This is a genomic window from Lactiplantibacillus sp. YT640, assembly GCF_049745435.1.
In the GTDB taxonomy this organism is placed as follows: domain Bacteria; phylum Bacillota; class Bacilli; order Lactobacillales; family Lactobacillaceae; genus Lactiplantibacillus; species Lactiplantibacillus plantarum.
Genome location: NZ_JBMNVY010000012.1, coordinates 21237 through 47312, shown reverse-complemented (window position 1 = coordinate 47312; position 26076 = coordinate 21237). Strand labels below are relative to the sequence as shown.

Annotated in this window: 26 protein-coding genes; 20 read left to right on the top strand and 6 right to left on the bottom strand. The window is 44.9% G+C overall.

Annotated features, from left to right (window positions below):
- Positions 1-519: 519 nt before the first annotated feature.
- The 6 genes from ACOV1R_RS09215 to ACOV1R_RS09190 all read left to right on the top strand — a co-directional run bounded on the left by ACOV1R_RS09215 (position 520) and on the right by ACOV1R_RS09190 (position 5591).
- Complete coding sequence (locus tag ACOV1R_RS09215) at positions 520-1932, top strand: C69 family dipeptidase (protein WP_015379736.1); 1413 nt, start codon at positions 520-522, stop codon at positions 1930-1932.
- A gap of 65 nt (positions 1933-1997) precedes the next feature.
- On the top strand, positions 1998-2243 hold the full coding sequence (locus ACOV1R_RS09210; protein ID WP_003641910.1) for a hypothetical protein: 246 nt from the start codon (positions 1998-2000) through the stop codon (positions 2241-2243).
- Between the two features lie 128 nt (positions 2244-2371).
- Positions 2372-2935, top strand: a complete 564-nt coding sequence (locus ACOV1R_RS09205) for a biotin transporter BioY (protein WP_097558093.1) — start codon at positions 2372-2374, stop codon at positions 2933-2935.
- Positions 2936-2972: 37 nt separating this feature from the next.
- Complete coding sequence (locus tag ACOV1R_RS09200) at positions 2973-3944, top strand: biotin--[acetyl-CoA-carboxylase] ligase (protein ID WP_128485137.1); 972 nt, start codon at positions 2973-2975, stop codon at positions 3942-3944.
- Entirely contained in the window at positions 3941-4255 is a 315-nt protein-coding gene (locus ACOV1R_RS09195; RefSeq protein ID WP_015379739.1) for a CHY zinc finger family protein, read from the top strand. The genes ACOV1R_RS09200 and ACOV1R_RS09195 overlap by 4 nt, the downstream gene beginning before the upstream one ends.
- A 160-nt stretch (positions 4256-4415) precedes the next feature.
- A complete protein-coding gene (locus ACOV1R_RS09190) occupies positions 4416-5591 on the top strand; it encodes a pyridoxal phosphate-dependent aminotransferase (protein WP_016511446.1) in 1176 nt (391 codons plus the stop codon).
- Between the two features lie 175 nt (positions 5592-5766).
- On the opposite strand, the gene ACOV1R_RS09185 is transcribed toward ACOV1R_RS09190, so the two are convergent.
- Positions 5767-6933: a hypothetical protein gene (locus ACOV1R_RS09185; RefSeq protein WP_011100969.1), complete on the bottom strand. Its 1167-nt coding sequence runs from the start codon at positions 6931-6933 to the stop codon at positions 5767-5769.
- Between the two features lie 594 nt (positions 6934-7527).
- Between ACOV1R_RS09185 and ACOV1R_RS09180 the strand changes: the two genes are divergently transcribed.
- The 5 genes from ACOV1R_RS09180 (at position 7528) to ACOV1R_RS09160 (ending at position 12313) form a co-directional block, all read left to right on the top strand.
- Complete coding sequence (locus ACOV1R_RS09180) at positions 7528-8343, top strand: ABC transporter permease (protein ID WP_003641920.1); 816 nt, start codon at positions 7528-7530, stop codon at positions 8341-8343.
- Positions 8344-8355: 12 nt separating this feature from the next.
- On the top strand, positions 8356-9447 hold the full coding sequence (locus ACOV1R_RS09175; RefSeq protein WP_003641921.1) for an ABC transporter ATP-binding protein: 1092 nt from the start codon (positions 8356-8358) through the stop codon (positions 9445-9447).
- A gap of 380 nt (positions 9448-9827) precedes the next feature.
- Positions 9828-10100, top strand: a complete 273-nt coding sequence (locus ACOV1R_RS09170) for a hypothetical protein (RefSeq protein ID WP_015379742.1) — start codon at positions 9828-9830, stop codon at positions 10098-10100.
- Positions 10101-10328: 228 nt separating this feature from the next.
- Positions 10329-10871, top strand: coding sequence for a PadR family transcriptional regulator (locus ACOV1R_RS09165; protein ID WP_003646434.1), 543 nt, complete (start codon positions 10329-10331; stop codon positions 10869-10871).
- Positions 10868-12313, top strand: a complete 1446-nt coding sequence (locus ACOV1R_RS09160; protein WP_097558094.1) for an MFS transporter — start codon at positions 10868-10870, stop codon at positions 12311-12313. Before ACOV1R_RS09165 ends, ACOV1R_RS09160 begins: the two co-directional genes overlap by 4 nt.
- Positions 12314-12641: 328 nt before the next feature.
- Here the strand turns inward: ACOV1R_RS09160 and ACOV1R_RS09155 are convergent, their stop codons facing one another.
- Positions 12642-13958: an ammonium transporter gene (locus ACOV1R_RS09155; protein WP_016511449.1), complete on the bottom strand. Its 1317-nt coding sequence runs from the start codon at positions 13956-13958 to the stop codon at positions 12642-12644.
- A 496-nt stretch (positions 13959-14454) separates the two neighbouring features.
- Here ACOV1R_RS09155 and ACOV1R_RS09150 point away from each other — a divergent pair, with 496 nt between their 5' ends.
- A complete protein-coding gene (locus ACOV1R_RS09150; protein ID WP_015379746.1) occupies positions 14455-15414 on the top strand; it encodes an L-lactate dehydrogenase in 960 nt (319 codons plus the stop codon).
- Between the two features lie 102 nt (positions 15415-15516).
- Positions 15517-15786 carry a hypothetical protein gene (locus ACOV1R_RS09145; RefSeq protein WP_003641927.1) on the top strand — a complete coding sequence of 90 codons (270 nt, stop codon included), beginning with the start codon at positions 15517-15519 and terminating at the stop codon, positions 15784-15786.
- Positions 15787-16015: 229 nt separating this feature from the next.
- Here ACOV1R_RS09145 and ACOV1R_RS09140 read toward each other — a convergent pair whose 3' ends face one another.
- The gene (locus ACOV1R_RS09140) at positions 16016-16579 is read right to left on the bottom strand and encodes a M57 family metalloprotease (protein ID WP_003643762.1); all 564 of its coding nucleotides are present in this window, start codon (positions 16577-16579) and stop codon (positions 16016-16018) included.
- Between the two features lie 193 nt (positions 16580-16772).
- On the opposite strand from ACOV1R_RS09140, the gene rpiA reads away from it, so the two are divergent.
- The 3 genes from rpiA to ACOV1R_RS09125 all read left to right on the top strand — a co-directional run bounded on the left by rpiA (position 16773) and on the right by ACOV1R_RS09125 (position 19737).
- Complete coding sequence (gene rpiA, locus ACOV1R_RS09135; protein WP_016511451.1) at positions 16773-17441, top strand: ribose 5-phosphate isomerase A; 669 nt, start codon at positions 16773-16775, stop codon at positions 17439-17441.
- A gap of 157 nt (positions 17442-17598) precedes the next feature.
- On the top strand, positions 17599-19104 hold the full coding sequence (locus tag ACOV1R_RS09130) for a multicopper oxidase family protein (RefSeq protein WP_003641930.1): 1506 nt from the start codon (positions 17599-17601) through the stop codon (positions 19102-19104).
- A gap of 264 nt (positions 19105-19368) precedes the next feature.
- Positions 19369-19737 (top strand): DUF1304 domain-containing protein, encoded by a 369-nt coding sequence (locus ACOV1R_RS09125; protein ID WP_003643763.1) that lies wholly within the window; start codon positions 19369-19371, stop codon positions 19735-19737.
- Between the two features lie 112 nt (positions 19738-19849).
- Here the strand turns inward: ACOV1R_RS09125 and ACOV1R_RS09120 are convergent, their stop codons facing one another.
- Both ACOV1R_RS09120 and ACOV1R_RS09115 read right to left on the bottom strand, forming a co-directional pair.
- On the bottom strand, positions 19850-20359 hold the full coding sequence (locus ACOV1R_RS09120) for a YbhB/YbcL family Raf kinase inhibitor-like protein (RefSeq protein WP_016511452.1): 510 nt from the start codon (positions 20357-20359) through the stop codon (positions 19850-19852).
- 30 nt (positions 20360-20389) lie between these two features.
- The gene (locus ACOV1R_RS09115; protein WP_011100975.1) at positions 20390-21586 is read right to left on the bottom strand and encodes a DUF2075 domain-containing protein; all 1197 of its coding nucleotides are present in this window, start codon (positions 21584-21586) and stop codon (positions 20390-20392) included.
- A gap of 109 nt (positions 21587-21695) precedes the next feature.
- Between ACOV1R_RS09115 and ACOV1R_RS09110 the strand changes: the two genes are divergently transcribed.
- From ACOV1R_RS09110 to ACOV1R_RS09100, 3 genes are all read left to right on the top strand, one after another.
- The gene (locus ACOV1R_RS09110; protein WP_003646440.1) at positions 21696-22166 is read left to right on the top strand and encodes an RrF2 family transcriptional regulator; all 471 of its coding nucleotides are present in this window, start codon (positions 21696-21698) and stop codon (positions 22164-22166) included.
- Between the two features lie 153 nt (positions 22167-22319).
- Entirely contained in the window at positions 22320-22640 is a 321-nt protein-coding gene (locus ACOV1R_RS09105; protein WP_225867872.1) for a hypothetical protein, read from the top strand.
- Positions 22641-22743: 103 nt separating this feature from the next.
- On the top strand, positions 22744-23316 hold the full coding sequence (locus ACOV1R_RS09100) for an acetyl-CoA carboxylase biotin carboxyl carrier protein (RefSeq protein ID WP_003643766.1): 573 nt from the start codon (positions 22744-22746) through the stop codon (positions 23314-23316).
- A 165-nt stretch (positions 23317-23481) separates the two neighbouring features.
- On the opposite strand, the gene rihC is transcribed toward ACOV1R_RS09100, so the two are convergent.
- Positions 23482-24402 (bottom strand): ribonucleoside hydrolase RihC, encoded by a 921-nt coding sequence (rihC, locus tag ACOV1R_RS09095; protein WP_003646441.1) that lies wholly within the window; start codon positions 24400-24402, stop codon positions 23482-23484.
- A 136-nt stretch (positions 24403-24538) separates the two neighbouring features.
- On the opposite strand from rihC, the gene ACOV1R_RS09090 reads away from it, so the two are divergent.
- The gene (locus tag ACOV1R_RS09090; RefSeq protein WP_003643768.1) at positions 24539-25450 is read left to right on the top strand and encodes an oxidoreductase; all 912 of its coding nucleotides are present in this window, start codon (positions 24539-24541) and stop codon (positions 25448-25450) included.
- Positions 25451-26076: the final 626 nt, after the last annotated feature.

The window sequence follows — 26076 nt, the reverse complement described above, 5'->3', positions numbered from 1 at the left end:
TCGTTTTAGAGGGCGGTTCAGTAATACGGAGTTAAAGGAGCGCTTGAAGTATTTAAGCCGACAAAAAACCTTCGTACGGGAATACGAAGGTCAAAAGGAGTAGGTCAGCATATGACGGGGAATCATATGCTGATAACTTGATGAGCGTTTATTCATATAAGCGGGGGGACGTTCACATGCCGCTCATCAAGCTGTCAAAGTTGTTACGCTTTGACGGATTTCATTACTTTGGAGGAGTAAATGAAAAGAATGTTAATTATTATAGTAGCAATCTTGGAGGGGGATCCTTAATTGCTATAGATACATATTAACAACGAATTGTGAAGAAAATGTGACGATGATTTTTCAAATTTAAGAATTATTGATTAGATTACGAAAAGATTTATGACTATTGATAAATTTATCGGCAATTAAAATTGCGTAAGAATTATCTGTCAGCGCTTTCGCAATGGTGGCTTTTTAAATTAGAGCGTGTATCATTAATAATGATCACGGAAATTAAAGACAGGAGATGCTTGCATGTACGAACAAGCTTGTACCACAATTTTAGTTGGGAAGAAGGCGACCGTTGATGGTTCAACGATGATTGCCCGCAATGATGATACGTTTATGCCGATTACACCGCAAAAATTTATCGTCCATCCCGCCGTTCATGGTCGCAACGAAACGTTAACTTCTGGGAAGAATGGGTTTACCGCACCACTTCCAGCAGATGGCTACCGTTACCAAGCTGTCCCGAACATTGAAGTCGCCGAAAAGGGTGTTTTTGAAGAAAATGGCTTTAACGAAAAAAACGTTGGTGTTTCTTCAACTGAAAGTGTTTATGGTAATGAACATACGCTGACTTTTGATCCCTTCGTGCCGAATGGTCTCGCAGAAGATTCATTGCCAACCATGCTCACGCCGTTCATTGATTCTGCCCGTGGTGGGGTTGAATACTTGGGCCAGTTGATCGCTAAATATGGTTCGCCAGAAGGTAACGGTGTTTTGTTCAATGATAAAGATGATGTGTGGTACATGGAGATCGTCACTGGTCACCACTGGGTTGCACAACGGATTCCGGATGATGCTTACGCGGTGGCTGCCAACCAAGTTGCGATTCAATGGGTTGATTTTGATGATCCCGATAACTTTATGTGGTCTGATGGTATTCAAGAATTTGTTGCGGAACACCATTTGAACCCTGACAAGGAAGGTTTTAACTTCCGTCATATCTTCGGTACTGATAATGAAAAAGACCGGCATTATAATACTCCCCGGGTCTGGTACGGCCAACGTTATTTCAATCCAGAGATCGAACAAGATCCACAGTCGAGTGAGCTACCGTTCATTTGTCACGCAGCCAAGAAGATTTCAGTTGCCGACGTTGAATTTGTACTGGGTTCTCATTATAACGAAACGAAGTACGATCCCTTCTTGAATACACCAGAAGCTAAAAAGTTTCGGCCAATTTCAATGAATCGGACGCAGAATTCACACGTTATGCAAGTGCGGAATGACGTACCAGCAGAACAAAGCGCGATTATGTGGATGACATTTGGGGTACCAGCTTTTGCGCCATACCTCCCATTCCATGCGAACGTTTCTGAAACTGATCCTAGTTTTGCGAACACCCCGCTAAAACATGATATGAATAGTGCTTACTGGCTCTACCGGACACTATCAATGATTGTTGAATCACACTATGCTGATTTCGTTCAGGATGATATTGATTATTTGAAAGAATGTCGAATCGAACTGGGTCAATTTGTGGCTGCGACCGATAAACAAGCGGCGAAGTTATCTGGTGACGAGTTAACGGCTTTCTTGACTGAACAAGATAAAGTGATGGTCGCAAAGATGCGTGATAAAGCCCAAGCTTTGATTGGTCAATTAGTCACCAAAGGTTTAACGCTCTCGAAACTAACCTATAATGTTGATATCAATCTTTAAACTTTCGTTATGACGGTATCAGCGTGTATAATTAAGTTATTAAGAGGACAAGGAGCTGATGGCAAATGGATGAAAATGTCTTATTTAATCCTGGTGACGCAATTTCAGAATCGCATGACTACAATGAAGCGCTCCGTAGTGCGGATATTTATAATGCGCGTCACGGACGTAAGCGCGGACTCATGATTGCGCGGCCGCTAGAACAGGATCACGGTTATTCGGTTTTTTACGCGGATGACTTACTGACAGCAGATACGCCAAGACCAGAAGCACGTCAATATCACGTTGAAAAGCGTATTCCAAAAGAATAGTGCAATCATCCCATGATCAGTAACAAGGGTCATGGGATTTTTTATTTTCTAAACAGTAACCCATGATGTTGATATTGGGTTACTGTTGTTTTATAATAGCGTTTAAATTGATTAACAGGGGTGCGATGATGACGAATCGACAGACGATTAAACACCTGACCCAGACGGCGATGGTGACCGCTTTGATTATTGTATTAGGTTTCTTTCCGGGAATTCCAGTGGGCTTTATTCCCGTCCCGATTGTGTTGCAGAATATGGGCATCTTTTTAGCCGCCGAGTTACTTGGCCGCAAATATGGGACGATCGCAGTTGGATTGTTCTTAGGATTAGTGGCACTGGGACTACCCCTATTATCTGGGGGGCGTGGGGGTGCCGCGATTTTTCTCGGGCCAACGGGTGGCTATCTCGTTGCTTGGTTGCTGGCACCAATGCTGATTGGAACGTTGATCAAAATAACTCGGGCGATGACAAGTGGTTATTGGTGGCTAGAAGTTGGCATTGTCTGGTTGGCTGGTATCTTATTTGTTGATGTAATCGGTGCTAGTTGGCTAGCTGTTCAGTCTCATATGACTTTGACGGTCGCCTTGCTGTCGAACGTGGCCTTTCTTCCTGGTGACATCATTAAAGGGACTTTGGCCGTATTTATTGCCCGGCGTGTGCGGGCCATCGTTGATTTTGGATTGCCAGCTTAGTAAATAGCTAATGTGATTGGCAGGTCAGGAGGTCATAATGACAACTAAAGAACAAGTCTTAACAATTTTATTGCGTCATCATGGTGAGTGGCAATCGGGGGACCAGCTTGCCCAATCAGTCGGCTGTAGTCGTGAGAGTATTTGGAAGGCAATCAATGCTTTGAGAAAGCAAGGACACCAGATTGAGAGTCGTAAAAACCGGGGCTACTGTTATCTGGGAAGCCGTAATTTGGATGCCAAAGCCATTCAAATCTATGGGCAACGGCAATTTACGGGGCCCCTTGAAGTGGTCGCCCAGACGCCGTCCACTCAGATTCTAGCTAAGAGCTTTTTAAGTCATCATCAGCCACAGTTTGCCGCCTTCTTCGCGGACGAACAGACGGCTGGCTATGGCCGTTTGGGCCGGGACTTCTATTCACCGGCCAAAACTGGACTGTATTTTAGCTTGGTTGTTCCTAATCCCACGAATGCATTGGTCAATGTGGGTTTACTGACAACTGGTGTCGCGGTGAGTGTCTTGAATGTTTTACAGCAATTTTATCCTAATAAGAACTTTGGGTTGAAATGGGTCAATGATATTTATCTTGATCAGCATAAGGTCGGGGGCATTATCACAGAAGCAAGTTTGGAATTAGAATCGACTTCCGCAACGGCCTTTATTGTCGGTGTGGGGCTCAATTTAACGACCACCGATTTTCCGCGGGAATTGCAAGCCCGTGCCCAGGCGGTCGACCCGAGCATACCAGTGGATCGCAATCGGTTAGCAGCGGCCTTATTATCAGCACTAGTAGCGCTATCAAAATGCTACGCTACGGCCGACTTTTTGCGAGCATATCGGGCTAAATCACTAGTGTTGGGTCAACAAGTGACACTTCAAGTGGGCGATTCCGTGGTGAATGGGGTGGCTGAAGATATCGATGAACATGGTGGCTTAGTGGTCCGCATGTTGACCGGGGAGCGGCGGACATTTACGAGTGGTGAAGTGATCAGGGTAGGGTTACCAGTATGACTGAGTGGGTACCAGTGATTTACGGCATCGGTTTAGACGCTGCCGGTCGGTGCCAACATTATCACCTTGAAACTGATATTGCGGCATTGTGGTGTCGGCGATGTCAACGCTATTACGCGTGTTACCGGTGCCATGATACGTTGTGCCAGCATACTTTTGTGGCCAGCGCTCCGACGGATTTAGCCGTGATGTGTGGTGCTTGTCGTTATCGAATGACGGTTGATCGGTATCATGAGGGGCAATGCCCGCACTGTCACCGGCCATTTAACCCGCGGTGTCGGTTGCATGACCAGGTTTACTTTGAAAAGTAAAATTGAGACGTATTTTTGGTAGTTTTGGCTGAATTTAGTGATTAATAGAAAAACAATTAAAAAATTGACATATTCTAATTAAAAACTCATAATTAGGCTTGAGAGTATGGTTGATTGTAAATTAGTACTGACAACCATTGACAGAAGGGAAGCACTAATTTTGAAATTTGAAGAGTCCAAAATTTTACAGCAATTACCAAAACAGTTCTTTGCGAATCTGGTCAAAAAGGTCAATGCCAAAGCGGCGGCCGGTGCGGATGTGATTAATTTAGGTCAAGGCAATCCTGACCAACCCACCCCTGAGTTTGTTGTTAAAGCAATGCAGACTGCAACTGCCAATCCCGCGGATCACAAGTATTCGTTGTTTCGAGGTTTGCCGCGATTCAAACAAGCCGCGGCTGATTTTTACGAACGCGAGTACGGTGTGAAATTAGACCCGGAGACTGAGATTGCCGTATTGGGTGGCAGTAAGATTGGGTTGGTCGAGTTACCCTTTGCCTTACTAAATCCGGGCGATACAATGATCTTACCTGACCCCGGTTACCCAGACTATTTATCTGGTATTACGTTGGCACAGGTGAAGTTGGCTTTACTACGGTTAACAGCGGACAATCATTTCTTACCGGATTATCAGCAGGTTGATCCACAAGTGGCTGCGGCGGCCAAGCTGTTGTACCTGAATTACCCGAATAATCCCACTGGTGCTGTTGCAACGTCGCAGTTTTTTCAAGACACGGTGGATTTTGCAAATGAACATCAGATTGGTATCGTTCATGACTTTGCTTATGGTGCAATTGGGTTCGATGGTCAGCGACCAGTGAGCTTCCTACAGACATCGGGGGCTAAAGACGTTGGAATTGAGATGTACACGTTATCTAAGTCCTTTAACATGGCAGGTTGGCGCGTTGGTTTTGCCGCTGGTAATGCTGACATGATTGAAGCCTTAAATTTGATTCAGGATCATCTGTTTGTTAGCGTCTTTCCGGCCATTCAAGATGCAGCGATTGCAGCCTTGAACAGTGACCAACAGACGGTCCACGAACTGGTTGGGCTGTATGAACGACGCCGTAATCAGTTCTTTACGGCGGCCCGCAAGATTGGGTGGGAGCCCTACCCATCAGGGGGCTCATTTTACGCTTGGATGCCAGTCCCTGAAGGGTATACCAGTGAAGCATTTGCCGATTTGCTGTTGGATAAAGCGGCGGTTGCGGTGGCGCCAGGAAATGGCTTTGGCGCGGGTGGCGAAGGCTATGTGCGCGTTGGACTCTTGATTGATGAACCCCGCTTCACGGAAGCCTGTCAGCGAATTGCAAAACTGCACTTATTCGATCGTTAGGATGACCTCTTAGCATTAATGATGACAGTCAGTCACTTGCTTAGCATAATTCATGCAACGGGGGCGCAACTCGTTCTTGATTGCTCGGAAATATTGAGCTGTAATAACGGTATCAAAATAACGCAACTGGCATGTGAATGCCAGTTGCGTTATTTTGATTCGAGGTATTGAATTATTATAAATTACCGGTGCTCTTTAACCGCTTCTCTAACAGGTACGCGTCCATGTACCCAAAGGATAATTCAACGACCTGATCGAGTTCGATCATCGTGCCAACATGATTAATTTGATTATCATCATCCACGTTATAGAAGATGAAGTGCCCGTTCGTTAACGTTCCCGGATAGCCAGTCATTGCTGGCAACATGGGGTTTTCTGTCGTGATGTGAACGAGGTTATTGAAAGTTGCGGCTTGTCGCAAAATTGAATCAAAAAGATCAGTTGTGGCGTCAAATAACCGTTCGTCGTTTAAGACGGGTTGAACATTTAACTCATACTGGCGATTTAATTCAATAAAGCCACGCATCGTTTGTAAATAGTCGGACTGGGTTGTCACCGATTCAATTAGTGAACGGCGACAAAGAGTGTAGCCCCCAAATTGGCCCGTCATATCGATCAGATTGAGCAGGACACTATCAGCGTTCAATGCGTTAATGAAGCCAACAAAGAACATGTCAGACCCGTCTGCTGACCGAATTGCAATCAGTTGGTGCTCATTTAAGGCGTTGTTTAAAGTATGATCAACGTCGTCAAACTCGCTAACTTTGATGGTTGCTCGATGCGTATGGATGGTCTTGACAAAGGCGCTTTCCAATAAGAGCTCATTGCCGCAGAACTCTAAGATCTGAATAGCAGCCAATGGAATTTCCTGTTGCCCGTTGTTTTTAAAGTTAAATTTGTCAAAAGTTTTAAAGGTAATCGTTTGGTCAGTGACTTGTTGGACCTGACCTTCTAAATAATTTTCGTTGTCTTCGAGGACTAGTAGCACAACTTGATGATCGGTTTGGGCTTGGGTGACTAACTGTGTTAGGACTGGCCGTTGATCGTCTAAAGCTACGGTTGGTTGTGGCACACTGTTCAAACCTTCAGTAGTTGCATTTTCAAGGCGAAAGGCCATGTTATCAAGGTCTTCACTCATCATTTCAACTTCATCAATGACGTCGTAGCGCATGAAGACGGCGCCGTCCTGGAGCCCAGCATCATCGTAAGTATTCACGACAACGCCATCAGGTGCCAGACGGTCGATGTAGCCGGTGTAAACCACTTCGCTATTGGCTTGATATAGGTTGATGAGGTGAACCTGTTGTGCGGCTAATTGTAAATTCTCAATAATTGAACTCATCGTGTCTAACCCCCTTAGTTAATGTTCCCTCATCATAGCACTTTTTGAGGTGAAGACGCCATTATAAGTCATTATTCAGCTGGTTTGGTAAGTGTGTTATGACTAGGTAAGTAAACGGATGCTCACGTGCTATTCAGGTCGCTCATCTCATTAGAAGGGCCTTGTTCTGCAAATTTAAAACCGTTTTCGCTTGCACCCGGACGCTGTCACCGGCATTGAGTGCGGCTGTTTGGTATGTGTGCAACACAACACGGTTCTGGTCATCGCTACATAAAAAATAGTGTTCCGATGATGCGTTCACAGCTAGTGATCTTAAAGTGCAATTCGATATTCAAATGATGATTGCCAAAATAAACGCATACGGTTTTTTTAAAACACAACAAATGTAAGGGCTTTCTTTACTTGCGAAATAGGAGTATCGGTCAATAAGTATCTATTGATAATAGGTAAATATTTAATAAAAAATGTTATTTTCGGTGCTATTAACGAGGTTTATCGTTATAATGTAGTCTGCGGTTTATCTTGACCGTAAATCTGTCATGACCTTTCAAGAGGCGCTTGATCGTGTTGCGACATACATTTAAGGAGTGCACTATGTTTACGATGTTTAAGACGATTGGCGATCAGTTCGCCAATTTCAAGATTATTCGGCGAATGGCGAAGTATGATGATCGGGCCACATACCAAAGCCATTACCTTGGGTTAGCGTGGGAATTTCTAAACCCACTGATTCAAATCGGAATTTATTACTTAGTATTCGGGGTCGCGTTAAAACGTGGCGATCCGATGCCAGGAATCCCGTATTTACCATGGATGGTTGTCGGGATTGCACCATGGTTATACATGAACAAAACGACGCTGGACGCGTCTTCTAGCATTTATCGTCAGGTTGGGTTAGTTTCAAAGATGAAATTCCCAGTCAACGTATTACCGTCAATTAAAATTTATGGTAACTTATATAGTTTCTGGACGATGATTGCTTTTGGAATCTTCCTGATGTTCGTTAATGGCATTTGGCCCTCAGTTTCTTGGATTCAATTTATCTACTACTTTGGTTGTATGATCGTATTAATGTATTCACTTGGGATTTTTAATGCCACGGTCAGTGTTCTGATTCGTGACTGGCATATCACACTTCAATCCGTATTGCGGATGCTGTTCTATATGAGTGGGGTGCTATTTAACTTTACAACGTCTAACTTCCCCGCAGTTTTTGTGCGCCTACTAGAACTAAATCCGTTCTACTACGTGCTCAACGGAATGCGGGAATCGTTGCTTAATCGTGGTTGGATCTGGCAACAGCCTAATATCACGTTGACGATTGTCTTTTGGCTCTTCAATCTCGTTGTGATTCTGACTGGAACGTATCTCTATAACAAGTTCCGTTCGAACTTTGTGGATTTGATTTAGGAGGCGGAACTGATGGAAAATCAATATAAGGTTGAATTGCATAATGTCACTAAAGAATATGATTTATATCGTAGTAACAACGATAAGTTAAAACACTTTTTTAACATTGGTAATGTTGATGTCCCGCGGTTTTGGTCGCTAAAAGGGGTCAGCTTAAACGTTAAACCAGGTGAAGCGTTGGGTATTATCGGAATCAACGGTTCTGGTAAGTCAACGATTTCGAATATCATTTCGGGAATCATTCCTCAAACGACTGGGACAGTGGATGTGCACGGTGATACGTCCATTATTTCAATCGGAGCCGGCTTAAAGTGGAATTTAACCGGTGATGAAAACATTCGGTTGAAAGGACTCATGCAAGGGTTGAGTATTAAAGAGATCCAAGCGGTTCGTGATGATATTGTTGATTTCGCGGATATTGGTGATTTTATTGGTCAACCAGTTAAGGACTATTCGACCGGGATGCGGTCACGATTGGGATTTGCGATTGCGGTGCATATCAATCCCGACATCATGATTATTGATGAAGCACTCTCGGTTGGTGATGACACCTTCTATCAAAAATGTGTGGATAAGATTATGGAATTCAAGAAGCAAGGGAAGACCATTATCTTTGTCAGCCATAATTTACGGCAAGTGGAATTACTTTGTGACCGGGTCGCTTGGATGCACTTTGGGGATCTTTTAGAAGTCGGCGAGACCAAGGAAACTGTTGATCATTACCGGAAATTCTCTAAGGATTTCAAAGCGCAAACGGCGGCTTATCGTAAGAAGTATCAGGTCGGTAAGAAGAAGGAACAAGCGGACTTTGACATTGTCGCTTATGAACGACAATTAGTCGAAGAAAAGGCTAAGGATAGCGATAAGAGTAAGCAGGCAGTTAGCCGTCAAGTTCATCGGACGCTATACAAGCAAATCTTGCCAGAAAAGATGACGATTGCCACCAAGCTCGTCATGTTAGTGGCAATTGTCCTGTTCGTCTTCTTTGCGTTAGTGAATGTTTCAGGTCACTCGGTTACTTCGGCGATTGAGAATCCGACAGTACTGTTACATCCAGTCAATCATTATATTAAAAGTCAGTCGGTCTTATTCAATAGTAAGTGACGGCGGCTGGTTAGTGGTTGCATTAAGTTAACATACTAATATCGATGGGTGATTGCGATGGCAATCACCCATTTTTTGCGTGAATTCAAGCTGGCTTTGGTTGGAATAAAGTACAATACAACGTCGCGCATTATTCGGACTGGGGGCCGCTGATGCTTTAATTCGAGGGGATAAGCTTGGGCTGACCGTACTACCAATTTGAAAGGAAAATGTCTAAACTTCAATGCACAATTTATGAGTTGGTTTCGGGTTAAATTAAGCTTGATTTTTTGTAATGCTTCAGCAATCTAGTTATATTCGTTATAAGCATTAGATTATTTTCCGCCTGGAATACCATTTGGTGGGTTATCTTAATACTAGAGCATAAAGGGGGTCATATCATGGATATGCCACTATTCTTAAATGTTGTCGCCTATGTGCTATTAATATTGGTATTACAATATATCAAATTCAAATTTCCAGACAGTACCTTTATCCGTTTCTTTCAAAAATACGGGTGGTGGTTAATTGGGCTATGTTTTGTCGCAATACTGGTGATTTTGGCCGGACCGCAATTTCAGAACCCCTTTAATGCGTTAGATGTACCGGCTATTGGGGTCATGTTAGTATTCGGGTACTTCTTTATTAAAGATAAAAAATCGAAACATAAGTGATGATTAAATGAGATAGCACCTCAAACGATGATGTCGTCCTGAGAGGTGCTATTTTTTTGCCTAAAAATCGATTTGAGAAGCGCTGATGTTTAGCCGTTTTAATCTAGTATTAAACGTGAACTGGGTTATTCGGTAACGGAGGGGCATAATTAAAAAATCAGTTTGGAACCTTGCAATATATCTAAAAGATATATATATACTTAACAGCGCGAAGGATTGGTGAATTTAATGTATGAATTGTTTATTTTAGGACAGTTGATGGATCATCCGATGACGGGCTACCAGTTGCGTAAAGCGCTGGTAAACGTAGTCGGTTCAGAATTAACCATTAGTTTTGGCGCGTTGTACCCGTTGCTAGATAAGTTAGCCGCGGCTGAAGAATTAACACTGGCGTTTAAGCGGACCACTAATAAACGGCCACAAAAGTTAGCCACGATAACAGCGGCTGGTCGCACGCAATTTTGGCAGTTAGTTATGACGCCAGTCGCGCTCAACAAGCAAACGCAGTTAACGTTTCAAATAAAGCTGAATTTTTTACATTTATTAAGTCGTGATCAGCAGCAAGTAATCTTGTTGGATTTTCAGCAATTTGCACGGGGACAGGTCGCACGCTTAACGGCGCAGCACAAACGGGTGATGACGAATACCCACATGCTTGCCGCTGATATTCAAGATGCGTTGATGGTCAATGAGTTACAACGGGTACGAGCCCAAGCACAATTAGACTGGCTTGACCGCCAGTTGCGCAATGGAGGGGAAGTTAAGGGATGAAAACAATGTCGTTTGCGACTGATCCACAAATTCAAAAGCATCGCTGGTGGATACTGGTTGCGGTATGTTTATTTACGTTCATGTCAACGTTAGATGGGAGTATTGTGAACATTGCCTTGCCAGTCATGAGTAAGAATTTAGCGATTCCAATGAATCAGGCGGAATGGGTCGTCTCAATTTATTTGATTGTGATTTGTGCGTTATTGTTATTATTTGGTAAATTAGGTGATATTTACGGTAAGATTCGGGTGTTTAAAATCGGGTCCTTACTATTCATTATTGGCTCATTATTGTCAGGATTCAGTGTGGGGTTACCATTTCTACTAATTGCACGCAGTATTCAAGCAGTCGGAGCGGCAATGACGATGAGTACGAACAACGGGATTATTACCGAAGTTTTCCCGTTTAAGGAACGGGGCCGGGCGCTAGGTATGATTGGCTCATTCGTTGCATTGGGGAGTATTGCTGGCCCCGGTATCGGTGGTTTGATCCTAGCTCATTTGAGCTGGGGCTATATTTTCTGGATCAACGTTCCGGTGGGAATCTTGGCGATGATTTTAGGTGCAATGATTTTGCCAAAAGACGTTACGACGACGCAACAACCATTGGATAAGACCGGGGCGGGGCTATTTGCCGTACTCATGATTGCACTATTTGCAGGTGTGTTTATCGGGCAACAGATTGGGTTCTTGCAGCCGGTTATCTTAGCCTTGTTTGCAGTGGCAATTGTGACGCTGATTATTTTTGTTCGCGTCGAGTTGCGCCATGAAAATCCGCTGCTAGCGCTACAATTATTTAAGAATGCCTGTTTTAGCATTAGTATCTTATGTGCGTTATTAATTTTTATTGCGAACTTTTTCTTTAACGTGATTGCCCCGTTTTATTTAGAAAATGCTCGGGGGCTAGCGGCAAACTATGCGGGCTACGCCTTGATGGTATTCCCCATCGTACAAGTGGTGGTCGCCCCGATTGCTGGGACGATTTCTGACAAGATCGGACCAGAATTGTTAACGTTCGTGGGATTGGTCCTGATTTCAATCAGTCAAGTGGGTTACATGGTTGTGGGGCTAGCAACACCACTTTGGTTCTTCTTATTATTCGTCGGATTAGTTGGATTTGGCAATGGTATCTTCATGGCACCTAATAATTCGATCGTGATGAGTTCAGTGGCGGTCAAGGACTTGGGCGTTGCTGGCGGGATTAACGCGTTGGCACGTGAATTAGGCATGATTGTTGGAATTTCGGTTGCCACGACCGTACTATATTCGGCAATGAGTCAATCAGCGGGGTATAAGGTTACGTCATACCTGCCAGCTCACCCGGAGATCTTTATTGATGGTATGCACATTGCGTTCATGGTCTCGTTAGGGATTTGTTTAGTTGCGACGGTCATTACTGGCGGGCGGTTACTAAAACATCGACGCACGGCACCTGCCAAGTAAACATTAGCAAATCAAAAAACGTGTTGCGAGAAATCTGAGATGATTTCTTGCGACACGTTTTTATATTCTTGCATCCTTGATGTTGCTGAAAGGGGGTCTGGTTAAATCAGGCTTGTTTTAAAGATCCAGGGCATAAGCTCACTGAAAAAAACCTCGGATTAGCGCCGTTATGACGCCAAACTCGTCGTTTAATTCCCTAGTTAGGCTAATCCTCAGTCTTCTCCCGTCTGATTTATGCCCGCTTGTGATACTGAGCATTGATAGAAATGCCATGCGACTGCTTTCTCGAACGCACTGAAACCTGTGCATATTACGCCCATGATTCCGATTATCGGAATCGTTGTTGCTTATCTAGCAGTTGCGCTAACTGACCACGAAATTCATCGCTATGGTGTTGGATGTTCGTCAAGTCGTGACTCATTTGAACGGTGTAGTCAGCGACTTCGCCGTGTTCGCCTTGATCGAGTCCGAGTTCTTCCTCTTGTTCGTCAACGCGCATTCTGATGACTCGTTTCAATAGTACGATAATGACGATGCAAACGATGGTAGTAAAGCCAATGGTAAAGATCGTTGCTAATAGTTGTAATCCGAATAATTTAAAGCCGCCACCATAGAAAAGACCGTTTAGAGAAATTGTGTTATTAACGGCTTTGCTAGCGAATAGCCCAGTCATGATACTGCCGACCATGCCGGAAACACCGTGGCATCCAAAGGCATCGAGTGCATCATCGATACCTAAGCGTGGTTTGATGAACGTAATGAAGCCGTAACTAGTTAATGTGGCGATAAGGCCAATCCAAAAGGCACCAGAAATGGTGACGTAGCCACAAGCAGGTGTAATCGCAACGAGACCACAAAGGGTACCGGTGCAGACACCGACTAGGGTTGGTTTGCCCTTGGTTAGCATATCAACGACCATCCACGTCATCATGGAAGCGGCGGTGGCAACGGTCGTGGTTAAGAAGGCTTGGATGGCGATGTCGTTCATGGCAAGCGCCGAACCGGCATTGAAACCGTACCAGCCGATCCATAAAATAGCGGTCCCCAGCAATACCCATAAGATGTTATAGTGCTGGGTCATATCCTTGCCATACTTGTGGCGGGCACCTAAGAATGCTGATAAGACTAAAGCGGTGATACCAGCATTGATGTGGACGACGGTACCACCAGCGAAATCGATGACGCCAAGTTTAGCTAATAAACCGTTATCCCAAACCATATGAACCATTGGATAGTAGATGAGGAGTGACCAGAAGATGATGAAGGCTAATAAGAATTTAAAACGGATACGGCCGACCACCGCGCCAACAAATAGTGCTGGCGTGATAATGGCAAACATCATTTGAAAGATGAGATATAAACCGTTGGGAATCTTTGTCGCGGTAAGCGCGGTCAAGTCCACACCATGCAACCAAGTGGCTTTGAGATTACCGACAAAGCCACCTAAATCACCGGAAAAAGATAGTGAATAACCGAATGCGAGCCATAACAAGATTGCTAAGCCACAAATCATGAAGACGGATAACATGGTGTTAACGACATTCCGTTTGGAAACTAAGCCACCGTAGAAAAATGCTAATCCGGGCGTCATGAATAATACCAATATACTAGATAACACTAAAAACGTTGAATTTGCAGCGTTCATACTCCCAACCCCTATCCATACCATTTGATGTTAGAAATTATAACATTGATTATTGAGCGACGCACTCTTTTTTTGTGTTTAGGTTAAATATTAAACTTACAAACGGGCTTTGGTGTCATTATGGAACTGTTGATGTTAGATTTTGTGACGCAAAACTATTGAAAACATGAGTGGACTCCTTGTAAATTCTTAGCAAAAGCCGGTCAAGGTTGCTTATTGGCAGAAATGTAGGAAGTGACTTCCAAGAGTGGTCGCGATTAGTTCGGTAATGAAAATAATTAGGCAATGGGGGGGCAAGTGATTAATTATCTTAAACTAATTAGGGGAATTGGTAACTATAGTGCGTGCTATTGCTTAAGAAAATGATGATATGAAAGATAAGGCGCTTTCAGCAGTTGACCATTAGTAACCGGAGCAGTAAGGTTATCACCACATAAATTAAAAGATGATGAGATTATTACATAACGTCTTAATAATTAAAACGGAGGTTCAGCTTATGCGAAAATATGCGATTATTGGGGTCGGTCACGTTGGAGCGACTATTGCTTATACATTAGTTTGTAAAGGAATTGCGGATGAATTAATCTTGATTGATACCAATGCGGCCAAGGCCCGCGCAGAACAACTAGATTTACAAGATGCTCAAGCCCGGTTAGATAGTCGAACGATTATTAAGATTAATGATTATCATGAATTAGACGACACGGATATCTTGTTTGTTACTAGCGGCAACATTCACGCGTTAGACCACGCTTCCGGTAACCGGTGGGCTGAATTTGAATATACGAAGCAAATCGTTCAAGATATCGCGCCGAAAGTTAAAGCAACCAAATTTAATGGCGTGGTCATCGATACAATGAATCCGTGCGACGCAATTACTCACTATTTCCAACGCGCAACGGGATTATCACGCCAACAGGTCTTTGGGACTGGGACTTTCTTGGATACGGCGCGCATGCAAAAGGTTGTCGCAGAAGCCTTCAACTGTGATCCAAAAAACATTAGCGGGTATGTTTACGGTGAACACGGCGAATCACAATTCAGCGCGTGGTCAACGGTTCAGGTTAACGGTATTCCAATTACATCCTTAGTTGATAAGTATGATTTGGACTTAGATGCACTTGAGGCAGCTGCACGCCATGGTGGCTGGGCGGTTCATTCTGGTAAGGGGTATACCAGTTTTGCCATTGCTACTTGCGCGGTTAAATTAAGTGAAGCGGTCTTTGCAAATGCTCGCTTAGCATGCCCGGTCTCTGCGTATAGTGAGACCTTTGGGACGTATGTTGGTCAGCCAGCAATCATTGGCAAAGATGGGGTCGAGAGTGTGACGACGCTTGCTCTGACTGCTGATGAACAAGCTAAGTTCCGTAATTCAGCGGACACGATTATCGAGAAATTCCACGCCTTTGATGACGTTTTAAGCGATCAATCAGTAAAAAAACGTCAACAAGCCTAAAAAGTGACGGTTGTTAATTGTCTTGTTTGGCAAACTTCTACCAAAATGTTAAAATTTTACTAAGCAGAACGTTGACTGCATTAACTATATGGTGGGATGAATATGCGCCGACAATTAACAAACCGGCAACGGTGGTTCGTGATTGTGATCGCGACGATTTTGGGAGTAGGCTGTGCCTTGCTTGGTCAATGGGGCCAGTTCTTCGGAGTCATCGCAGCAACGTTTGCGCTAATGTTGTTAACCAGTGGCTGTTTGACTTTTTGTCATCGCCGCGGGTGGCAACCTGGAAGCGGCATGTTGCTAGCATTAGTCACGGCTACAGGGTATGTACTAGTTATTTTAGGAAGCTATGGTTATTTACTGCACAGCTAAGCGCAGCACTTTGATACGAGGAATCGACCGTATCAAAGTGCTTGTTGTCTGCAATCATTTTTAGCGTGCTAATTAAGTTATGTTTCAACAATGATTACGGCCATCGGTGCTCATAAAAAAGGTCGCGACTCATCATCGCGGCCTTCCTGGGTGCGGTATTGATTGTAAACATCAAAGTGGGGTCACCGCACCCAAGGTATTAATGGCAGACCTAGTTGGATAGCTTTACCTAAAGCCTGCCAACAGGTAAGCGGTAACGCAGACGCACCGCCGCGCTATCGGCTGCACTAATACCGTTATAGCGATTATCAGCTAACATGACACTGTGGCGATCACGGCTGTGTTCCAAACCAATAGTATGTCCTAACTCGTGTTCAGCCACGTGGACTTGATCCGTATAAGAATAGTGGTAGCGTACAAAATTACGTGTTAACAAGTACACTTGCGCTTTTGTGTAATAACCATTGGTATAACCGGTCGAAAAAGTAATACCAGCTAAGCGATAATACTGCCCACTGGTGGCATTACTGGTCCCCAAAGTAATTTGATGATGAGCAGTGGTTCCCGGCACGAATTTAAAGTGACCAGTCGCATTCCAGGCTTGGATGGCCGCTTGATAGACGTGCCGCTCGTATGATGATGCTTGAATGACGTAGGTCACTTGAGCGTGTGGCCAACGACTCCGTGAATATGGTGTCGCAATCGATTTTGCGTTGGCAATTGGTGTCAGCCCAAGACCAAAAATCACGGTTAATGTGGTTAAACCTAACTTAGCACTGTACTTATTCTTCATTGTTGTAACCCTCTTTCCCCCAAAAACGAAGGTCGCCATCAATAATTGTATTTTAAAACGTTGCTGAGATAGGGGCCTCATCCTAGACCCGAATTTGACCAAAAATCGTGTGATTTGGTTGCGATTAAAGTTAGTTAAATAGGTTATCGCGTGCTATGATGAGAATATCTTGTGATGATGGAAGGAAATTGATATGACGATTAAACAGGCAATTGTTCAACAAGCTTTGACGTTAATAAAACCGCAAATGGTTGTTGGTTTTGGTGGTGGCTCGACGGTTGGTGAACTGGTCAAGGAGGCAGCCAATCATGTGAATGATATTACGGTCGTCACCCCATCACCGACGACCCGCCAGCTTGCGACCGTTCTCGGGTATACCGTTGTAGATACTGCATATTGTGACCGGGTTGATATTGCTTTTGACGGCTGCGATCAGTTAGATCATTACGGTAACGCGCTCAAAAGTGGCGGTGGAATCCATGCTAATGAGAAGATTATTGCCAGTTTGGCGGATGAATATTGGCTGTTAACGATGCAGGATCGGTTAGTCGATCAATTTGATATCAAGACGCCACTAGTCTTAGAAGTACTACCAGCGGCCTTATCGTTAGTCATGCGGACGGTGAGTGATCTTGGCGGTCAGGCAACCATTCGAACTGCTAATAATCGGGATGGCTTCACGTTAACCGATAGCGGCAATTTATTGATCGATTGTCATTTTCCAACGTATGCCAAACTTACGGACCTGAATGTTGAATTGGCAACTTTGGCTGGTGTTGTTGAAACGAGCTATTTTGATCATTTGGTGACGAATGCTTGGTTGGGCGATGCAACCACGAATACAGTCAACGCGCTATTTTAAGTGTTATCAGGGACGACAGCATGACCTTAATGATTAGCAATTGAGCACTGAAATTCGTTTGACACTTTTTTAAAATAATTCTAAACTGAAGGTGACGTATAAAAGCGCCACCATTTTTTGAATCTAAGTTATTTTAAATATCTAAGGGGATGTCAACATGGCAAAAAAAGTCTATACTGATTATTTTTTTGATGAACCTGCTTACAACACACATGACGGTGGCTATATTCCACTAGTTACACCGAAAGTCGAGCCACAACCGTTAGCGATTCCGCCGTTATTGAAGCCGGATCGCCAGACGGATACGGATGATTACTATACCGTCACGGCACAAGAAAGCGAAACTCAGTTTTTACCTGGTAAGAAGACTAAAACGTGGGGCTATAATGCGGGCTTCCTAGGCCAAACTATCGTCTTTCGTAATGGTAAGCAGACCCATATTGACTTGGAAAATAAACTCCCAGAATTGACGACTTTCCATTGGCACGGCTTGAATGTCCCAGGGCCCATTACCGATGGTGGCTGCCACGCACCGGTCTATCCCGGTGAAACGAATCACATTGACTTTAAAGTACATCAACCAGCTGCGACTACGTGGTTACATGCTCATCCGTGCCCATCGACTGCGACGCAGGTCTGGAAAGGCCTAGCAACGATGGTGATTATTAAGGATGACGTTGAAGATCAGTTACCGTTACCACGTAATTATGGTGTGGATGATATTCCGTTGGTATTACAAGACCGTGAATTTCACGATGATAACCAATTTGATTACCGGGCGGACTATGATCCAGATGGTGTTCAAGGGCATACGGCGTTAGTTAACGGGACGGTCAACCCATATTTTGATGTGACGACGCAGCGGGTGCGGCTACGAATCTTGGATGGGTCGAACCGGCGTGAATGGCGTCTGCACTTCAATGACGATTTGGAATTTGCACAAGTCGCTTCCGATGGTGGCATTTTGCCGGCACCGGTTTATATGACTAAAGTGATGATGACCTGTGCGGAACGGGACGAAATTGTCGTTGATTTCGGTCAGTATCAGCCGGGCGATGAAGTCACGCTGATGACGGATGATACGCCGCTATGTCGTTTCCGAATCAAGTCGTTCGTACCGGATGACACCAAACTACCAGAACATTTAGTTGATATTCCTGATGAAACCCCAACACCTGACTTACCTGTTCGCACAATCACGATGGATGGGATGGATGATGAAGTCGCGCTGGATGGTAAGAAATTCGATATGAGTCGCATCGACGCTCGGCAGAAAGTTGGGGATGTCGCCATTTGGGAAATCCGCAACACCAACAGTACTGAAAACGGCATGGTTCATCCATTCCACGTTCATGGGACTCAGTTTAGAGTTTTGGCACGGAATGATGGTCCAGTTTATCCTAATGAACATGGGCTGAAGGATACGGTCGGTGTCAACCCTGGTGAAACGGTGCGGATCAAGGTCAAATTTGAGCTGACAGGAGTTTACATGTATCACTGCCATATCATCGAACATGAAGATGGTGGTATGATGGCCCAAATTGAATCATATGATCCACAACACCCACAAACTTATCATTTAATGGATATGGACACCTTACGGAATGCTTTTGCGAAGGAACAAGGCATCAAGCCCGAAGATGTTTGGATGCCCGGTATGTAAGTGTAGATTAAGCTAATTTGGTAATGAGATGTGAATAAAGTCTGGTTGCAACCAGCAAGTTATCTGCTTGGTCGTAGCCGGGCTTTATCATTTAAAAGCACCTCGGGGTCAAAACGGTGGCAGTTTTGACCCCGGATTTACCATGTTTTAATCATGATTTGTGACGAATTAGCTCGTATAAAGACAAGTAAGTCTGTATTTCTACAGTTTAGGCGCAGTAACTGGTACAATTCAAGTAAGGACCGAAAAAAGGAGGGGATTAGGATGCACGTTGCAGCAATGATTATGGCGATCTTGGTTGCCGTTGAACATTTATTTATTTTGTGGCTGGAAATGTTTAATGCGGATAGTGAAATGGCCGCAAAAGCGTTTGGAATTCCACGGCAAACGCTACAGTCGCCGTCAGTGCAATTATTGTTTAAAAATCAAGGGTTATATAACGGTTTCTTGGCCGTCGGTATTTTATACAGCTTGTTTGTGATTCCGGCCGTCGCGAGCGCCGGTGCAACCCTGTTTTTCTTAGCCTGTGTGATGGTTGCCGCGGTTTATGGTAGTATTACTGTCAGTCGCGCGATCGTCGTGATTCAGGGGCTACCGGCATTAATTGCGTTTATTCTGATGTATTTTGCTTAGCTGGTTCTTTGAAGTAATGCCATTATATTAGTGTTAATAAAAAACGTTGCTACGTGATTCTGTAGCAACGTTTTTGGTTGTCTAAGCTATCCATATTATATGGCAGATTGGATTACACTTTGCCAATGACCGTCGTTTTAGCAGTTGCTAGCACGTGACCGGCAATGGCATCATGAAATTCGTTGAGCCAGTATCCAGGTTGGAGGTCTAACTCAGTATCAAGTGCAAATAGTTTAAATGAATAACGATGATCCTTGTCAGGCGGATACGGGCCGACGTAGTGTTGGCTAACTTTCGGATCAGTCTCGTGAACATAGGCGCCCGCTGTGGAATTATTACCTTGGACCATCGGAATAGCACCGGTCTGACTGGCATTTTCAGGGATGTGGGTCGTGGTTGCCGGTAAATTGGCGGCAATCCAATGAATCCAGGTGAAGCCACCTACCGGAATTGCATCGTGGTCAACGAAAGTGAACGCCAGTGAATGGGTGCCAGCTGGCACATCACTAATGTCAACGGGAAACGAGATGATGGGGTGGCCCTTATACGTTTGGGTAACGGCCGCTTGTTTGGAATAGGTGGCTGCAAGGGCGCCATTGATGGTCGGAATTGATAGTTGCATTGCAAATCCCTCCTCGTGTAATTAGTCTTATTATAACGCTAATAGTCGCTGGCGTAGTGCTGGGTCAACCGCATAAATATAAAGCCCATAACGACCACGTTTCATCAAGACGTTGATTGAGTTAAAGATAATCTGCTGTTTAAGGGGACGCAGATCGCCTAAGTCTGTCCGGTTTTTGAACGCTTCTTGATCTTCATAGCGTTCAGGGCGAACGACAATCCGATCATGGTCTTCATCATAGCCCACAGAAGGGCCAAGAATGACCCCCGCATAATTCAAATCAAACCCTTGAATGGTATAAATAGAACCAACTTCATTCAGTGTCTCAGGTCGTAAGGCCCAAGGATCATCAGTTAAGTTGACTTTATCCCACGGAAGCTTCAATTGTCCGGCCGTCACGTACCAAGTGCCATGATTAACGACGTACGGGAAGTCAGCGGTTGCCACCATCCGAGCGAGTCCATACTGCTGGTCGCGTTGTTTGATCAGGTCGTATAAGGGTTGCCCGTCATCAAAAAAGCGTAGATCAAAGTTATCGCTAACGGGTTTTGGTTGTAATTGCCCGCGGGTAAAACCATCGATCCAGTCGACAACATCGGCGCCGCCAGTGACCCGAAATTGCTCGTCTAAGTTGTAGTTCGCGTGCGGGTACTGGTCTAAAAATGGCTTGAGATCGTTGCTGTGCCAGTAGCTCTTTAACTTCAAGACTTGACGGGTGTCGAAGACGAGGACAACGACGCGACTATGATTGATCAGTTCCGTTAACTGGTTGTGACCTGTAAAGCGGTTATAGCGGTCTGGTTGCGTGAGTAATAGGTGCGCTTCGTCGATAAAAACAACGTCTGCTTGCCGGTGTTCTTTTGCCAACCGGTTGATCAACGGAGTGGGCTTTTGGAAGTCTTTTTTGCGCAAGACGGGATCTTCACCAGCTAAGCGCTTATAAATTTTGAGCATTTCATTGTGATTGACGACGAGATAGTTGTCAGTGGCCTGCAAATCGTTTGGTGTCAAGCTACGATTGAGGGCTTGTAGCCGAGCAAACGCGGCGGCTAATACGGCACTCTTGCCAGTTCCTGCATCACCATGAATAACAAAGAGGCTGGGCTGTTTTTGCTGGCGATGGGTACGGATAAAAGTTAATAGTTGGTGCTCTAATGATTGTTGTGCCGGTGACAACGCAGCTTGATCATTTAGCTTGAACGTTGCGGCACTGATTGTAGATGACATATTTTTTCACTCCCAAACACATTATACCTGCATATTGGGGCTAATTGAAATGAGAGTCATTACAGTTGGTGGTAGAATAGAATTATGACAAAGTGTGGGAGGAAGTAACATGAAACTTGATTTTTCGGTGGCGGTGCATAGTATCCTGTACCTTGATGCACACCGTGATAGTAAGGTCGCTAGTCGGGAACTCGCGCAGTCACTGCATCTTAACCCGGTGATGATTCGCAATATTTTATCAGTTCTACATAAGCATGGGTATTTAACGGGGACGGTTGGTAAAAATGGGGGCTACCAATTAGACTTGGCGTTGGCCGATATGAACCTCGGCGATCTATATGATTTAACCATCCCCCCCACAATTAGCTATGCGCGCTTCATTACGGGACCATCCAAAACGGATGAACAGGCTGATCAATCCCCGATTGCGGCCAATATTAGTGAAACGTTGACGGATTTATTTACAGTAGCTGACCGTCAATATCGGGCTTACTATCATCAGTTTACAATGGCTGATTTACAAGCCGACCTGAACCACCACGGTACGTTTTTACAACACGAACAAGATTCAGAATCTTAAGTAAAAAGCGTCACTTGATTGAAAAATAAGGCGATTTTCGTTAATAACCTTAATTTGAAACGGGTTTGCCATTCAGGATTGTCAGGGCTAATTATCGGTGCTATCTTAGATGTTATTATGAAAGTGGCATTGAGATTGAAAGGGGCCTTGGCAATGACAGCACGGTTAGTGTTAATTCATGAAGTTGGTCGTTATCGAGAATTATCGGAACAACGGTACTGGTTAGAATCCGCCGATTTTTGGGGTGTCGATGGGCGTGGCGCGACGGTCAATGAGGCCGTCGGTAACTTTTTGACCAACCTCGTGCAATATTGCCGCGACTATTACCAACGCGGCTTGTGGCAACTTGATGATCGGTTGTTACAGCTAGACCACGTTGATACAGTGTTAGCGTACGCGCAGGCAGGTAAGTCACCAGCACCATTATTTTTGTTTAAATTAGTTCCGGCGGATCATGAGTTGGCGTCTGCTTAAACGAAATATTGACGAATTCTTAAAGAAGCGTTCATACTTCCACCACACTCCTGCGCTAAACTATGCGTTATAATCAAAGCGTAAATTAATTGGAGGGTGTTGTATGGAATTAGATAAGATTTATCAGTTAATGGACAAGTTTGAACAAAGCAGTTTAACTAGTTTTGAGTATCGGGACCAAGATTTTGAAATTCAAATGGGTAAGAAGGGACACGGCAAGACGACGGTGACCCCGCAGCCGGCGCCACTTCCCAATCAGCCGGTGATTGACCCAACGCCGGTCACACCGACACCGGTCTCAACAGTTAGTACCCCAGTTGTTGCGGAGGCGGAACCAACCCCAGTGGCGACCAGTACGGCTAGCAATCCGACGAGCGTTGTAACACCTGATCCTGAACCAGAACCAGCGCCGATTGATCCTAAGGAATGCGTGACGGCACCGGTCGTAGGAATCTATTACCCAGCGCATTCTTCAGAAGAAGCGCCATACGTTAAGTTAGGCGACCACGTTAGCGTTGGTCAACAAGTCGGCCTCATTCAAGCGATGCAGATGATGCGGCCAGTGGTTGCTAAGCAAGCGGGGACGGTCAAAGCCTTCCTAGTGAAGAATGGTGAAGAAGTCAACTTCGGTCAACCATTGATTCAATTAGTCCCAGATACGCCGGATGACATTTAATCAGGTACGGTCAGTGGTTGCTGAGCGTATTAAGCACTTTGAGTAGCACTACGTTTTGATAAAAGCGTAACGCAAACTAAAAATGAACCACTTCAAGCGCACATGATAATTGTGCAAGCTGAAGTGGTTCATTTTTTAGCTTAATTAATGACGATTGGTAGTGGTTTATTTAGGTTGGTCAATGGCTGCCACGGTTTCTAGGAACCACTTGTTGAAAGCAGCCGCATCAATATCGACACAAACGGTCGCGTTGGTTTTGCCGTCATGGTAAGCACCACGAATATCGCCAACGGTCTCGCCATTAGCGGGGCCCTCCGTCTGGACATCAATCCACATCTTTTCAGTCGTGAAGGCTTCTGGATGTAGTAAGTAGAAGAGCGTATTGACATCATGCATCGCAACGCCAGTCTGGTTGCGGTCGTTGTAATGACCAAAGAGGGCGTGGAGCATTTCGCCAGTTTTACCGAGGGTCGGTAACTGTTCAATCGATTCGCGCGTTAAAAGGGCCTTCATCGTCACGTCTAAGCCGACCATGGTAATTGGAACGCCGGATTGGTACATGATTTCAGCCGCGTGCGGGTCGGTAAAGACGTTGAACTCTGCGGCGCTGGTCATATTACCTTTGCCTAAGGCCCCACCCATCGCAACGATTTCTTTAATGTGTGGCATTACTTCGGGGTAGGTCTTAAATAAGAGCGCAATGTTGGTATAGGCTCCCGTTGGCACTAACGTAATCGGTTGTTCAGCAGCCATGATGTAGTCACGGAGCGCTTCAACGGCTGTTTCTGGTAATGGTTCCGCAAGGTCAGTCGGGAAGTCGTAACCCGGCATTCCTGAAACACCGTGAATTCGGACGGCATCTTCAAACGGTTTGATCAGCGGTTGGGCAGCCCCACCCGCTACGGGAACGTCACTGTTAAAGAAGCGCGTTAGTTTGAGCGCATTCAGCGTCGTTTTGTCGACCGTCACATTGCCGGCGACCGTTGTAATTAATTGTAAGTCCAAGTCAGGATGATTTAACGCAAAGGTAATTGCGGCGGCATCATCAATACCAGGGTCAGTGTCCATGATAATCTTTGTTGACATGTTCATTCCTCCAATTAAATTGACGTGCTTGAAATTAGTTCTATTTTAGCATACTACGGGCAATGAATTCGATTGCAATTGTGAAGGGTTTGACGTAGCATGACAGTAAATACAGTTAACGATGGAGGAACGGATTATGAGTCAACCACGGGTCATCTTAATTACGGGCGCATCTTCGGGGATCGGTAAAGCAACTGCTTTGAAGTTACAAGCTCAGGGGAACATTGTGTACGGAGCCGCACGGCGGATTGAAAAAATGACGGATTTAGCAGCGGCTGGAGTGCACGTTTTAAAAGTCGACGTGACGGATGAAGCGACGTTAATCGCGGCTGTCAAGACGATTCAGGTCGAACAGGGGCGCATTGATGTCCTAATCAACAATGCGGGGTATGGCTCATACGGTTCCTTGGAAGACGTTCCGGTCGCAGAAGGCGAGTACCAATTCAAGGTCAATGTCTTTGGTGTGATGCGGTTGACACAATTAGTTTTACCGTTGATGCGGGCACAACATCGTGGTCGGATCATTAATGTTTCTTCAATTGGGGGAAAGATCTATCAGCCTTTAAGTGCTTGGTATATGGGGACCAAACACGCAATTGAAGGGATGAGCGATTCGTTACGGATGGAAGTCGCACCATTTGGTATAGATGTTGTCATCGTTGAACCTGGTGGAATCAAGACTGAATGGGCTGGTATTGCGGAAAAAAAGCTGTTGGCAGTTTCCGGTGAGACAGCCTATCATGAACAAGCCGTTAAGGTCGGTGCGATGCTGTCATTGTTCGATCAGTTTGCTTCCAATCCGGGAGTGATTGCTAAACTGATGGTTCGCGCTGTCAATGATGTGAAGCCCAAGACTCGCTATCACGCAGGTATGGGCGCGGGGGTCTCATTAACGGCTCGTCAGTGGTTGAGTGATCGTCAGTTTGACCGCATGATGAACTCAGCCGTCAATGGTGCGGCTAAGCTGTCAAAAGTTACGCGGCGTAAGGACCGGCGAACCGGGAGTCGGCATTATCGGCATGGAAAAATACCCGCTGATAATAATTAATCTGAATAATGATGCTAAGAAGCGAGCCCAACGATCACAGTTGTTATTGTGGTAGGGGTTCGCTTCTTTATTTCAAGTCTAAACTTTAAGCTTCCCCCATGTAGCATGGGAGAGATAGGGTCTCGTTAGTTATTATTTTAGCTGGTGCTTGGATGATGACAAGCAGGTGGATTCTTGTTCGGCAGCAATGATCGTCCTATTCCGACCTCCGGGGCTGGGTGACAATTGCCGGAACGTAAGCCGACATCGATTTGAGCCCGTGCACAAACCCGCCCGGTCTCAAATACGAGTCTTATTCTAAGCCGGAAGTAGCCCACTTCCGACTAAGAATAATTTGGCTACTGAGCATTGTCACCCAGCCCCTCCGGTCGGTAAGCCGCTCGAATGGCTGATGAACGGCCACTTAACTTGGTATAATTGGTCGCTGACTATTTTGATAATGGAGCCTTAAACTAGAGGTTAGGGTTACATTAACCACTTTGTTGAAACGTTTGATTACTACTATGGTGATTCCGAAATAGTAAGCTATCACAATGTCACTTTCTGCCTGACAGTTGCTCGACAAAATTACTGTTTATGAAGAACAATGATGAGTCCAATAAAAGTTGAGTGCCTCACCGTCAGCC